12 protein-coding genes are annotated in these 12,264 nt (G+C 71.8%); 6 read left to right on the top strand and 6 right to left on the bottom strand.

Annotation, left to right across the window (positions count from 1 at the left end):
* Positions 1 to 3: 3 nt before the first annotated feature.
* Entirely contained in the window at positions 4 to 666 is a 663-nt protein-coding gene (locus ACFVWY_RS00580; protein ID WP_389866298.1) for a hypothetical protein, read from the top strand.
* Positions 667 to 708: 42 nt separating this feature from the next.
* Positions 709 to 1,554 carry a GNAT family N-acetyltransferase gene (locus ACFVWY_RS00575; protein ID WP_389865633.1) on the top strand — a complete coding sequence of 282 codons (846 nt, stop codon included), beginning with the start codon at positions 709 to 711 and terminating at the stop codon, positions 1,552 to 1,554.
* Between the two features lie 92 nt (positions 1,555 to 1,646).
* Here ACFVWY_RS00575 and ACFVWY_RS00570 read toward each other — a convergent pair whose 3' ends face one another.
* Both ACFVWY_RS00570 and ACFVWY_RS00565 read right to left on the bottom strand, forming a co-directional pair.
* Positions 1,647 to 3,317 carry a SpoIIE family protein phosphatase gene (locus tag ACFVWY_RS00570; RefSeq protein ID WP_389865631.1) on the bottom strand — a complete coding sequence of 557 codons (1,671 nt, stop codon included), beginning with the start codon at positions 3,315 to 3,317 and terminating at the stop codon, positions 1,647 to 1,649.
* 113 nt (positions 3,318 to 3,430) lie between these two features.
* Complete coding sequence (locus ACFVWY_RS00565) at positions 3,431 to 3,703, bottom strand: DUF1876 domain-containing protein (protein WP_389865628.1); 273 nt, start codon at positions 3,701 to 3,703, stop codon at positions 3,431 to 3,433.
* 246 nt (positions 3,704 to 3,949) lie between these two features.
* Here ACFVWY_RS00565 and ACFVWY_RS00560 point away from each other — a divergent pair, with 246 nt between their 5' ends.
* Together ACFVWY_RS00560 and ACFVWY_RS00555 are read left to right on the top strand one after the other, a co-directional pair.
* Entirely contained in the window at positions 3,950 to 4,459 is a 510-nt protein-coding gene (locus ACFVWY_RS00560; protein ID WP_389865627.1) for a hypothetical protein, read from the top strand.
* A 126-nt stretch (positions 4,460 to 4,585) separates the two neighbouring features.
* Positions 4,586 to 6,019 (top strand): flotillin family protein, encoded by a 1,434-nt coding sequence (locus ACFVWY_RS00555; RefSeq protein WP_389865625.1) that lies wholly within the window; start codon positions 4,586 to 4,588, stop codon positions 6,017 to 6,019.
* 140 nt (positions 6,020 to 6,159) lie between these two features.
* Here ACFVWY_RS00555 and ACFVWY_RS00550 read toward each other — a convergent pair whose 3' ends face one another.
* From ACFVWY_RS00550 to ACFVWY_RS00540, 3 genes are all read right to left on the bottom strand, one after another.
* A complete protein-coding gene (locus tag ACFVWY_RS00550; protein WP_389865623.1) occupies positions 6,160 to 6,945 on the bottom strand; it encodes a DUF5707 domain-containing protein in 786 nt (261 codons plus the stop codon).
* A 211-nt stretch (positions 6,946 to 7,156) separates the two neighbouring features.
* A complete protein-coding gene (locus ACFVWY_RS00545) occupies positions 7,157 to 7,552 on the bottom strand; it encodes a nitroreductase/quinone reductase family protein (protein WP_389865622.1) in 396 nt (131 codons plus the stop codon).
* 34 nt (positions 7,553 to 7,586) lie between these two features.
* Positions 7,587 to 8,564, bottom strand: coding sequence for a hypothetical protein (locus tag ACFVWY_RS00540; RefSeq protein ID WP_389865619.1), 978 nt, complete (start codon positions 8,562 to 8,564; stop codon positions 7,587 to 7,589).
* A 408-nt stretch (positions 8,565 to 8,972) separates the two neighbouring features.
* On the opposite strand from ACFVWY_RS00540, the gene ACFVWY_RS00535 reads away from it, so the two are divergent.
* On the top strand, positions 8,973 to 9,185 hold the full coding sequence (locus tag ACFVWY_RS00535) for a hypothetical protein (protein ID WP_389865618.1): 213 nt from the start codon (positions 8,973 to 8,975) through the stop codon (positions 9,183 to 9,185).
* A gap of 56 nt (positions 9,186 to 9,241) precedes the next feature.
* Positions 9,242 to 10,834: an oleate hydratase gene (locus tag ACFVWY_RS00530; RefSeq protein ID WP_389865616.1), complete on the top strand. Its 1,593-nt coding sequence runs from the start codon at positions 9,242 to 9,244 to the stop codon at positions 10,832 to 10,834.
* 115 nt (positions 10,835 to 10,949) lie between these two features.
* On the opposite strand, the gene ACFVWY_RS00525 is transcribed toward ACFVWY_RS00530, so the two are convergent.
* Entirely contained in the window at positions 10,950 to 12,152 is a 1,203-nt protein-coding gene (locus ACFVWY_RS00525; RefSeq protein ID WP_389865614.1) for an NAD(P)/FAD-dependent oxidoreductase, read from the bottom strand.
* Positions 12,153 to 12,264: the final 112 nt, after the last annotated feature.

Raw genomic sequence — 12,264 nt, 5'->3', positions numbered from 1 at the left:
GCCATGGGCCCCACCGACACCGACACCGACACCGATTCCATCGGACTCACCGACACGCACACCGACACCGACACGGACACCGAAGCCGCCGCCGTCGGTACGACCGGCATCGCCCGGACCGTCACCGACGTCTTCCAGCCCCGCAACGTCCTGCTGGTCGGCATGCTCGGCATCGGTCTGGCCGCCGCCGGTCACTGGACCGGTCTGCTCTGGGGCTTCCTGGGTGCCCTGTGCGCGGGCCTGATACCCGCCGGGTACATCGAGTGGGAGCGCGGGCGCGGCACCTGGGGCGACCGGCATGTCGTCGACCGCACCAAGCGGGCCCCGATCTTCTTCGTCATCCTCGGCTCCATCGGCACCGGTTCGGTGCTGATGGTGCTCGGCCACGCTCCGAACGGCATCCTGCGGGCGATGCTGGCCCTCTGGGCGATGACCGTGGTCCTGCTGGCCGTCAACACGGTGTGGAAGATCTCGGTGGACGCGGCGGTCGCCTCGGCCGTCATCGCGCTGCTCGCCGCCGTCCACTCGCCGTGGTGGCTGCTCGGCTACACGATGACGGTCGCGGTGTGCTGGTCGCGCGTCGCGCTCCGGTACCACACGGTCGCGCAGACGATCGCCGGAGGGACGCTGGGCGCCACCACGGCCGCCGTGTTCCTGCTCGGCTGAATCCCGCCGCTGAACTGGGTGCCCGGGGGGTACAGCTTGCCCGTGCCGAACTTCGAGATCACCATCGCAAGCGCCGACGACCTCACGATGCTCACCGAGTGGGCCCATGAGGAGAGCTGGAACCCCGGGCTGACCGACCGTCACGCCTTCCACGCCGCCGACCCCCGCGGCTTCCTGATCGGACGGCTCGACGGCGAGCCCGTCTCCTGCGTCTCCGTCGTCCGCTACGGCTCCGGCTTCGGTTTCCTCGGCTTCTACCTCGTCCGGCCGCGCCTGCGCGGCCAGGGGTACGGAATCCGGACCTGGCAGGCCGGGATGGCCCGGCTGGAAGGCCGCAACGTGGGCCTGGACGGTGTGGTGGCCCAGCAGGACAACTACCGTAAATCCGGCTTTCGTCCGGCCTGGACGACGATGCGGTACGAGGGGCTGCCGCCCGCCTCGCCGGTCCCGGCCGGGGTCGGACTCGTCGACGGGCGCTCGGTGGCCTTCGACCGGCTCGCCGCGTACGACCGCCGCTTCTTCCCGGCCGAGCGCGACAGCTTCCTTGCCCCCTGGATCGCCCACCCCACCCGTGCCTCGCTCGTGGCCGTACGCGACGGGGAGCTGTGCGGGCTGGCCGTGACCCGGCCCTGCCGGGCCGCCTCCCGCATCGGCCCGGTGTACGCGGAGTCGCCCGAGGTGGCCGGTGCGCTGGTCGGCGCGCTGGCGGCGGCCGATCCCGGAGTGCCGGTCGCGATCGACGTACCCGACGTCAACCCGGCGGCGGTGCGGCTCGCCGAGCGGCTGGGCCTGACCCCGTCGTTCGAGACCGCCCGGATGTACACGGGCCCGGTTCCGGAGTTCGACCGCTCCGGACTCTTCGGCATCACCAGCCTGGAACTGGGCTGACGGCGGACAGGACCGGAACAGGCCGGAACAGGCCGGAACATGCTGGAACGGGCCGGAACGGGCCGCAACGGACCGGCCTCGCGCGGGCGGGGTCAGGTGGCGTCGAACGCCTGCTCCGGCGCCGGGGGCCGTGGCCGGGTCCGGGAGGCGAGTACGGCTATGTCGTCCTCGGCGCCCGGACCGAACCGTTCCAGGACCTCGTCCAGCAGGCCGTCGAGGCTGCCGTCGGCCGGCAGGGTCAGCTCGCGCAGCCGGCCGACCGAGGTGTCGATGTCCTCGTCCCGCCGTTCCACCAGCCCGTCCGTGTACAGGAAGAGCACCGTGCGGGGATCGAATTCGAGCCGGGTCGTGCGGTAGCCGCCGAACCCGGTGCCGAGCGGCGGCCCCACCGCTATCTCCCCGCACACGCGGGCCCCCGCGCGCGGATCGATCAGGACCGGCGGCAGGTGCCCGGCGCTCGACACCTCGCAGGCTCCGCCGTACCGGTCGACCACGGCCAGCAGACAGGTCGCCGCCCGGTCGAGTCCGGACCGCTCGACCATCCGGTCCAGCCGTTCCAGGATCAGGTGCGGCGGAAGATCGTCGTCGGCGAACATCCGCAGCAGGGAGCGGTAGTGGCTCATGGCGACCGCCGCCTCCACCCCGTGCCCCATCACATCGCCCATCGCCTTCAGATGGCGTCCGTCCCGCAGCGGGATGACGTCGAACCAGTCGCCGCCCACCATCACGCTCCGGTCGGCGGGCAGGTAGCGGGTGGCGATCTCGATGTGCGGGTGCGGCGGGCGCGGTTCGGACAGCAGGGAGCGCTGGAGCTCCAGGGCGATGGTGTGCTCGTGCGCGTACCGGCGGGCGTGGTCGAGGTCGACGGCCGCCCGCGAGGCCAGTTCCCGGGCTATCAGTACGTCCTCGTCGGTGAAGACCGGTGAGTCGCCGGACCGGATCAGCCCGAGGACGCCGAGCGGTCCCCCGCGCACGGCGACGGGCACGATGACCGCCGAGTGCAGTCCGAGCGCGCGGTAGGAGGGGAGCCGTTCGGGGGCGGGGGCCGAGCGCAGCAGCTGTTCGTCGGTGGTGAGGTTCTCCACCACCGGCTGGTTGGCCGCCAGGCAGCGCTGTACGGCGGCGCCCTCCTGGTAGTCGATGTACTCACCGGCCAGTCCGAGGCCGAAGGCCACCAGTTCCCCCTCCAGCCCGGCTACCGCCCGCAGCGCCGCCCGCCGCAGCCGCAGGACCCCCGCGGGCGCGGGCCGGACCCGTGCGGCGACGTCCGGCGGGAAGACCTCCACCGTCGCGATGTCCGCCAGCCCCGGCACGACCAGCTCGGCCAGTTCGGCGCAGGTGGTGTCCATGTCGAGGGTGGTGCCGATCCGGGTGGCCGCGGTGTCCAGCAGGTTCAGGTGGCGCCGGGCCTGCTCCAGTTCGCGCTGTCTGCGGTCGGCGGCCATGACCTCCAGCACGATCCCGGCCACGCCGAGGATCCGCCCGCCGGCCTCCAGGCGGTGGAAGACGCCTTGCCAGTACCGCCGGACGGTGGCGTCGCTGGCGGTGAACCCGCTGACGGTGATCTCCCGGGGCCTTCCGTCGGCCAGCACCGCCCGGATCATGTCCTCGCGCGCGTCGAGCCCCGGCAGCGCCTCGTCGATGGTGCGGCCCAGGTGTTCGGAGGCGGGGATGCCGTTGATCCGTTCGAGGGCGGGGTTGACGTAGAGGTAGCGCAGCTGGTCGTCGAGGACCGCCACGCCCGCCATGGTGCCGTCCAGCAACGCCGCCAGCGTCTCCAGCGCGAGCGGCGCGGGACGCCCCGCGTCCGCGTCAGCCCGGCCCGGGGCGTCGGCCCGGTGCGGATCGCGGGCCGGGCTCGGATCGTCGGGCCGGTTCAGGTCAGCGGGTGCGAGGTCCGGCCGGACGCCTCGTCGATCTCGTCGTGCGCCTTCGTCAGCATCTTCATCGCCAGCTCATTGAGGGCTCTGGCCCCCGCGATCTCCTCGCCCACCCGTGGCTGGGACCGGTCGGAGGGGTGGCGGCTGGCGTATCCATGGGCCCGCACCTCCGTCCCGTCCGGAAGCCGTACGAGAGCGGCCGCACGCGTGCGGTGGGCGTCCTCCTCGAACTCCAGCTCCACGTGCCATCCGACGGTTGTCATCACCATGACGATCACCTCCCTCCCAGGGTGCTCCCGTTCCCCTGCCCACGCACCACGGCAGACGTTGTCCACACCCTGTGGACAACGCGGCCTGGCGTGCAGTCCCGGCATAAAGGGCAGGTAAGAGATTGCCGGAACCCGGCAGTGACCAGAGCGCGCACGTATGGGACCATCCAGCCAGTTCGACGGAATTGCGCGAGGGATTCCGGAGACCGGGACCGGGGACCGGGGATCGGGGAGGGTGATGATCGCATGAACGTGTTTCTGGGTCTCGGTATCGCCGGGATCGTGCTGCTCGTCCTGTCCCTGATCTTCGACGGGATCCTCGAAGGTCTCTTCGGCGGCGTGCTGGACGGGCTGTTCGACGGTCTTCTCTCGCTCCCGGTCATCGCCGGGTTCCTCTCGATGCTCGGCTTCGGGGGCGCGATCGTACGCGGTACGACCGGCGCCGGTGCGGCCGTGGCGACCGCCGCCGGAATTCTGGCCGGGCTGGTCGCGGCCTGGCTGACCTGGAAGTTCAGCCGGGCCCTGATGCGGGACCAGACCAGCGTCACCCCGCGCGGCGACGACCTCGTCGGCACCTCCGGCTCGGTCGTCACGGCCATCCCGGCCGAGGGGTACGGCGAGGTACTGCTGCGCCTCGCGGGCCAGCCCGTGAAGCTGGCGGCGAAGAGCGCGACGCCGGTCGCCCGCGGCACCGAGATCTGGGTGGAGGCCACGCTGTCGACCACCTCGGTCGCGGTCCGCCCCGTCGAGCACTGACCCCGCACGCCGACCACCCTCACCACGCCGACCACCACCGCGCCCGAGTGCACACACCCTCGCCCGTGCGCGGCGCACTGCCCGAAACCTAGCTGCCGCCCCGAGAGGCGGCAGGGGGGACACCTCATGAGCCCAGTCGTGACCGCGGTAGCCGGAGTCGTCGTACTCCTCGTGCTGCTCGCCCTCGTCGTCATCACCCGCTACAAGGTCGCCGGGCCCAGCGAGGCGTTCATCATCACCGGCCGCCGCGGCAAGAAGTCGACGGACCCGGTGACCGGCCGGACCAGCATCGACAACAGCGGCCAGAAGGTCGTGGTCGGCGGTGGCGTCTTCGTCGTCCCGTTCGTCCAGCAGAAGTTCACCCTGGACCTCTCCAGCCGGCACATCCCGATCGCGGTGCGCGGTGCCGTGACCCTGCGCGGGGTGAAGTCCAACCTCGAAGGTGTCGCGATCGTCAAGGTCGGCGGCAGCGAGGAAGCGATCCGCGCCGCCGCCCAGCGCTTCCTCCAGCAGCAGGACGGCATCGTCGGCTTCACCCAGGAAGTGCTCTCGGGCGCCCTGCGCGCCATCGTCGGCCGGATGTCGGTCGAGGACATCATCCGCGACCGCGCCGCGTTCGCGGGCCAGGTCGCGGAGGAGGCGGAGGCCAGCCTCTCCGGCCAGGGCCTGATCCTGGACGCCTTCCAGATCCAGGACATCACCACCGAGGGCTCCTACCTGGAGGACCTCGGCCGCCCCGAGGCCGCCCGCGCCAAGCAGGAGGCGGACATCGCCGAGGCGAACGCCACGCGCGCCTCCGAGCAGGCCCGGCTGAAGGCTGCCGAGGAGATCGCCATCGCCGAGCGGACCTTCTACCTCAAGCAGGCCGAGATCAAGGCCGAGACGGAAGCCGCGTCGGCCAAGGCCAACGCGGCCGGTCCGCTCGCCGAGGCGGCCCGGCAGCAGGAAGTCCTCGCCGAGCAGGAGAAGGTCGCCGAGCGCCAGGCCGCCCTGACCGACCGCGAGCTCGACACCAAGGTCCGCAAGCCCGCCGACGCCGCCCGCTACCAGGCCGAGCAGGAGGCCGAGGCCCGCCGGATCGCCCAGGTCAAGGAGGCCGAAGCGGACGCCGAGCGAGCCCGGCTGACCGGTCAGGGCGAGAAGCTGCACCGCTCGGCGCTGGCCGACGCGGTCCGCATCGAGGGCGAGGCGGAGGCCGCCGCCATCGCGGCCAGGGGTGCCGCCGAGGCCGACGCCATGCACAAGAAGGCCGACGCCTTCGAGCGGTACGGCGACGCGGCCGTGCTCCAGATGCTCGTCGAGGTGCTGCCGCAGGTCGTCGCCAAGGCGTCCGAGCCGCTGAGCGCGGTCGACAAGATGACCGTGATCTCCACGGACGGCGCCAGCCAGCTGTCCCGTACGGTCACGGACAACGTCGCCCAGGGCATGGAACTCCTCAGCTCCACCACCGGAGTCGACCTCGCCGCCCTGCTCCAGAACCTCCAGTCCAAGTCCGGCAAGAAGCCCGAGGCCCCGGCCACGGCTCCGGCCGCCGAGACCCCCATAGAGATCACCGACTGACGCGGCGGCCACCGCACCACCCGCACCGTGTGCCCGGACGGAAGCCGACCCGTCCGGGCACACGCGTACGGGCCGGGGCCAGCGCGGGCGGCCTCATGGGTGCGGAGGTCCGGGAAGACCCGGCCGAAGGCCCCTGGGGGTCACCTCACGTCGACGTAGTCCCCCGCGGCGGCGACCGCCGGGGTGGTGGGCGTCCCCGCGAAGGAGTAGCGGAAGTAGCCGTCCGCCGTGGTCTTCGTCGTCGTCCGCAGGCTGCCCCTGCTGTCCGTCGTGACGGTCTTGAGGGTCTTGTAGGTGCTGGTGCCCTTCTTCCTGAACTGGAGCTTCACCGGCTGCCTGGCGTACCCCCCGTACGTGTAGGTCACCCAGTTGGCGCGGGTCAGGGCGCCCGTGACGGTGACCGTCCGGTTCTTCTTCACGGGTTCGGGCGAGGCGTTGACCGTCAGCCTGGAGCTGCGCAGCACCTTCGCCTTCGCGGCGGAGTTCCTGGTGTAGTAGTCACCGTCGTTGGCCAGGGCGTGGGCACTCACCGTCCAGGTTCCGGCGGTGGTGTTGTCGTGGGGGTGGACGCGCGGGTTCATCTTCATCGTGTAGGTGCAGGTGGTCGTGGTGAAGCTCTGGACCACGCACGTGCCCGCGATGTCCGCGGGCGTCACGAGACCGAGGGCGTCGCCGTTCGCGAGGAGCGTGTGCCACATGACCGGGAAGGTCTTGCCGGTCTCGATGCCCGAGTCGTCCGTGGCGGTCACCGCGATGCTGAACGTCTTCACGTCCGTGGTCCCCAGGACGATGTCCTTCCCGCCGTTGACGACCACCTTCGTGATCCTGATGTCGCCCGAGAACTCATCCGCCCCGGCGGCCGGGACCGTGAGCGCGGTCAGGGCGAGGGCCCCGGCGAGTCCTGCCACGGTGGTGCGGTGATGCATAAGCGTTTCCCATGGTCCCTGGCCTCGGGAACGGCCCGAGGCGGAGCTGACGATGCCCGCCCGGCAGGCGGGCACAGACATGACCATCGGGCCGCGGGAATGGTTGCCCACCGGCCGCACGGCCGCACGGCCGCCGGGGCGGGTGCGGGACCGGCCCCTCACCCGCGGTCAGCGGCACCGGACTTCATGCCGGACTTCATGCCGGACGCTCTCAGTCCGCCAGATCGACCCGCACCGTCAGCAACTGCGTACCGACCGCCCTGACGACGGCGCTGTTGTAGCGCGGCAGGGTACGCAGCCGGGCGCGGGCGTCGTCGTCCGGCAACGGGTGCGCCGTGCCGGTGTACCAGCGCCCGGCGATCCGCACCCGGACCCGGGGATCGGCCAGGATGTTCTGGACGTACTGCGACTTCGTGCCGTACTCCGAGACCAGCCAGAACTCCCGTCCCGCCTTCCGGCCGCCGACCGGCGTCCGGCGAGGGCGGCCGGAGCTGCGGCCCGTGGTCTCCAGCAGGGTCTGCGCCTTCGACCGTCTGGCCAGCGGGTTGACGACGTTGCGCTGAAGTGCGGTGACCGCCTTGAACTTCAGCTCCCGAAAGTCCGCCATCGCGTGCCCCTTCCGTGGCTCCGTGGCCGCGAGCCTACGACCCCGCCCCCACCCCCGCGTCCGGGGCGCGGCCGTTCTCCGCCGCGAACCGCTCCCGCCACGGCAGCGGCGGGGGCTCGTTCCTCGCCCTCTCGCGCTCGCGCGCCCAGTAGGCCGCGCGTGCCTCCCGGTCGCACGGTCCGCACACCGTCTCGTCCCCGACCGGCCGGAACACGTGTTCCTCGCCCGCGCCCGCCGCCTCGCAGAGGACGAACTCCCGTACTGGCGGCGGCGCGACGGCTGGCGCCGGGGCGAGGGGCGGGGCCGGAAGCTTCTGGACGAGCCGGTGCCGCAGGAATCCGACGGCGGACCGTACGCCCTCCCGGGGCAGCTCGCTGGTCAGCGTCCGCCGCAGATCGCCCCCGCTCACGCCCCGCCGCAGCCACTCCGCCGCGGTCTCGGCCAGCCCACGGGCCTCCCGGACCCCGAGGTGCAGCTGCGGATGCGCATGCCGCAAGGAGAGCAGCAACCGCTCGCCCTCCACGACCTCGGGGGTGTCCGCAGGCGCTTGGGAGGGTGGGTGGGAGTAGTTCTCCCCCAGTTCTTCGTCTACCGGTCCATAGCCACCGGCCACCGGGGCGCCCGGCTCACCGACGGCCGGCGACTGCGCACCCGGATCGACGGCGCGCACCACGGCCCCCACCCGTTCGTCCCGCAGGGCGACGGCCTCTTCGGCCGTCAGCGGCACGTTGGCGAAGAGCTGGTCGGTCACCCAGAAGCCCCGGTCGCCCTGCCGTTTCCACTCGTGCACGAATCCGAGCTGGATCAGCTGCCCCTTGGCCCGCTGATAGGCCCGGCCGGTGATCCCCAGCTTCTTGGCGTGCTCGCTGAGCGCCTTGTCGGCATCTTGTTCGGGGAGCCCTTGTACGTACAGGAGGAGGATCTTCGCGTCACTGTTCAGACGCAGATGCCGCACGACATCGTTCGAAGCCTTCGTGAAGCGCCGGGAGGGCGAGATAACATGCCAAAGCATCCCAGTGGACCTTCTTCCACTCGCGGTTGAAGGCCCTCGGACCGGTGCTGTAACACCCCCGGGGGCCGCTCCGTGTGCACATGGGTACACGGAGCGTGATGACGTGATCACCGTACCGCATGAAAACGTCCGCTTGCGCCGCAATCGCCCGGCACCGGTCCGCGCGCGAACCGCCCGTTCAGGGTGCGGCCCAAGGCGCCCGGCCGAAGGCGGACTTGCCCGCGGAACGGGCCGCCCGCCGCCCCCCGTGTGCCCGCCAGGAGTGCCCATCCCCGGGTGTGAGGGGCGGGTTTCATCGCGCGGGGCTCCCGTGGTGTGCCGTGCGCTGCCGTACGCCCGCGTCCCACCGGTATCCACACGGTCACCGCTCCGGAGACCGAGCTGCCCCTTCCCGTAGGGACGCCCCGCGTGACCCTGGAGATACGCGTCACCTCCAGCGGCCCGTACCGGGCCGGACCGAAGACCGCGTACACGTACACCGTCACCGAGGACAGTGCGGACGGCTGCGAGAAGGGCGGCAAGAAGGGGTACGGCGGTGGCGATCGCGCGGGCCTCCGATCGCGGCGGACGCGCATCCGGGGCAGGCTCGTGAGCGTGCGCTCATGGCGTCGGTGCCGCTGACCGGAACCGACGCACCCCGTACCCACCGCGCACCACGACGTACCGGAGGCCCGCCCGTGCCGGCATCGAAGAACTCCACGGTCTACCTGGTCGGCGGCGGCATCGCCTCGCTCGCCGCGGCGGCCTTCCTCGTACGGGACGCGGGAGTCCCGGGGGAGAACGTGCACATCCTGGAGCAGCTGCCGATCGTCGGCGGCTCGATGGACGGCGCGCCCGCGCCCACGGCCGAGGGCGGGTACGTCACCCGGGGTGGACGGATGTTCGAGGAAGAGCACTACGTGTGCCTGTGGAACCTCCTGGAGACGATCCCGACCCTGGACGACCCGGCGGTCTCGGTGCGGCAGGAGATGCTCGCCTTCAACATCGAGCACCCCACGAACGCCAAAGCCCGGATCATCAACGGCGACCGCACCATCGCCGACGCCTCCCGGCTCGGTCTGGACACCCGCGACCGCGCCGACATGACCCGGCTGCTCGCACTACCCGAACGGCTCATCGGGGCCCGCCGCATCGACGACTTCTTCCAGCCGCACTTCTTCACCACCAACTTCTGGTGCATGTGGCGCACGACCTTCGCCTTCCAGACCTGGCACTCGGCGATCGAGCTGAAGCGGTACTTCCTCGCTTTCGTACAGGAGTTCGACCGTATTCACACCCTGTCCGGGGTGCGGCGCAGCAAGTACAACCAGTACGACTCCGTCATCCGGCCGGTCCAGGAATGGCTGACCGCCCAGGGCGTCCGCACCGAATTCGGCGTGACCGTCGCCGACGCGGAGTTCTCCGGCCCCGCCGCGCGCCGGATCACCCGGCTGCACCTGGAGCGGGACGGCGCCGAAGCCGGGACGATCGAGCTGGGCGAGGACGACTACGCGTTCCTGACCATCGGGTCGATGACCGCCGACGCCACCTACGGTGACCGCACCACCGTCCCCGAGCTGATCCGGGACAAGCGCGACGGCTCCTGGCGGCTGTGGGAGTCGATCGCCAAGAAGGCGCCGGACTTCGGGCGCCCGACCGCCTTCTGCGGCAACATCGACGAGACGAAGTGGGAGTCCTTCACCCTCACCATGACCGGCCGCACCCTCCTGGACCGCATCCAGGAGTACACCGGCAACGTGCCCGGTGAGGGCGCCCTGATGACCTGGAAGGACTCGCGCTGGCTGCTGTCGGTCGTCGTGCCCGCCCAGCCGCACTTCCGGGACCAGGAGAAGGACACGTACACCCTGTGGGGATACGCGCTGTTCGGGGACGTCCCCGGGGACCACGTGCCGAAGAAGATGGACGACTGCACGGGCGCCGAGATCCTCGACGAGCTCCTCGGACACCTCGGCTTCGACGACATCGCCGACGAGGTCCGCGCCACCACCAAGGTCACCACCGTCCAGATGCCGTACATCGACGCCCAGTTCCAGCGCCGCGTCGTGGCCGACCGCCCCCGCGTCGTTCCGGACGGCGCCGAGAACTTCGCCTTCCTCGGCCAGTTCGTCGAGATCCCCGAGGGCGTCGTGTTCACCGTCGAGTACTCGGTCCGCGCGGCCATGCTCGCCGTCTACCACCACTTCGGCGTCGACAAGGAGATCCCGACGATGTACCACGGCCTGGCGGACCCCAAGATCGCCTGGTCCGCGCTGAGGACCGCCTTCGCCTGACGGCGGCCGGTCACGCCGTCCAGCAGGGGTGAGCCGATCTGCCGGACGGCGGTGGCCGGAGGGGGCGGCGGTGGCCGCGCTCGGGACGGACGGCCCGTGCGGGACGGCGGCGGGGTCAGGCCCCAGTACGCGCCCGCGTGAGGTCCCGGCTCTCCCGTCGTACGACACGGCGCCGCCGTGCCGGCATGCCCAGGGTCGGCCTGCCGACGCCCCAGGCCGCGCCCTTGCAGACCAGTTCCTTGTAGCGGGCGGCGAGACGGCCGGTCAGGGCGCGGTCGACCGCCTGGTCGTCGGCGGTGACGAACTGGATCAGACCCTCCTTGCGGCCGAGGGAGACGCACTGCTGGAAGTAGCGGATGGAGAGGTGGGGGACCTTGACGCCGGTGAGCCGGGCGGCGATGGCGTCGGCGGCCTGCCAGGCCATGGGGGTGCCCGAGGCGCAGGACATGCGCAAGGGCCTGCCGTGGGGGCCGATCGCCATCGCCGCGTCGCCCACGGCGTACACCTCCGGGTGGGAGACCGAGCGCATCGTGCTGTCGACCACGATCTGACCGCGGTCGGTGAGCTCCAGAGCGGTGGCGCGCGCGAGGGGGTGGACGGCGAATCCGGTGGTCCAGACGGTGACCGCGGCGGGAAGGCACCGGCCGTCGGCGGTCATGACCCGGTCCGCCTCCACGGCGTCGACCGGAGTGTGTTCGTGGACCGTGACGCCCAGCTTGTCCACCACCTTGCGCAGGTGGGCGCGCCCCTTCGCCGAGAGCCAGTCGCCGAGGGCGCCGCGGGCGGTCAGGGCGACGTCGAGGTCCGGGCGGGCCTCGGCGATCTCGGTCACCGCCTCCAGCCCGGTCAGGCCGCCGCCGACCACGACCACGGACCGGCCGGGCTCCAGGGCGGCCAGGCGGTCGCGGAGGCGGAGGGCGCCGGGTCGGCTGGAGATCTCGTGGGTGTGCTCGGCGGCGCCGGGGACGCCCCCGTCGTTCCAGCCGCTGCCGAGGGCGTAGACCAGCGTGTCGTACGCCAGTTCCTCCTGCCCGGAGCCGTGCGGGGCGGCGACCGTCACCGTCCTGCGGTCCACGTGCACGGCGGTGACCTCGGCGAGCCTCAGCTCCACGCCCGTGCCCGCGAACATCTCGCCGAGCGGCCGGGGGCTGAGGTCCTGGCCGACCGCGAGCTGGTGCAGCCGGACGCGCTCGACGAAGTCGGGTTCGGCGTTGACCAGGGTGAGGGTGACGTCCTCGCGGCGCAGCCGCCTGGCGAGACGGCCTGCGGCGACGGCACCGGTGTAACCGGCTCCGAGGACGACGATGCGGTGCTGCATGTCCGTGCTCCTGTCTGGGCGGGGTCCGCCGTTGTCCGGCGTGGTGTCGCCTCTTGAACCGGACAGCGCCCCGTTTCCTGACAGGACGGGGATGAGACCCGCGTCACACCTC

This window comes from Streptomyces sp. NPDC058195 (assembly GCF_042883525.1).
Lineage (GTDB): Bacteria > Actinomycetota > Actinomycetes > Streptomycetales > Streptomycetaceae > Streptomyces.
This window is presented reverse-complemented; position numbering and strand designations above follow the sequence as displayed.

What these genes read in the sequence shown, in the direction of transcription:
- ACFVWY_RS00550 (WP_389865623.1), bottom strand. Translation starts at nt 6,945, where the DNA reads ATGCATCACCGCACCACCGTGGCAGGACTCGCCGGGGCCCTCGCCCTG.
- ACFVWY_RS00545 (WP_389865622.1), bottom strand. Translation starts at nt 7,552, where the DNA reads ATGGCGGACTTTCGGGAGCTGAAGTTCAAGGCGGTCACCGCACTTCAG.
- ACFVWY_RS00540 (WP_389865619.1), bottom strand. Translation starts at nt 8,564, where the DNA reads ATGCTTTGGCATGTTATCTCGCCCTCCCGGCGCTTCACGAAGGCTTCG.
- ACFVWY_RS00580 (WP_389866298.1), top strand. Translation starts at nt 4, where the DNA reads ATGGGCCCCACCGACACCGACACCGACACCGATTCCATCGGACTCACC.
- ACFVWY_RS00560 (WP_389865627.1), top strand. Translation starts at nt 3,950, where the DNA reads ATGAACGTGTTTCTGGGTCTCGGTATCGCCGGGATCGTGCTGCTCGTC.
- ACFVWY_RS00525 (WP_389865614.1), bottom strand. Translation starts at nt 12,152, where the DNA reads ATGCAGCACCGCATCGTCGTCCTCGGAGCCGGTTACACCGGTGCCGTC.
- ACFVWY_RS00555 (WP_389865625.1), top strand. Translation starts at nt 4,586, where the DNA reads ATGAGCCCAGTCGTGACCGCGGTAGCCGGAGTCGTCGTACTCCTCGTG.
- ACFVWY_RS00565 (WP_389865628.1), bottom strand. Translation starts at nt 3,703, where the DNA reads ATGGTGATGACAACCGTCGGATGGCACGTGGAGCTGGAGTTCGAGGAG.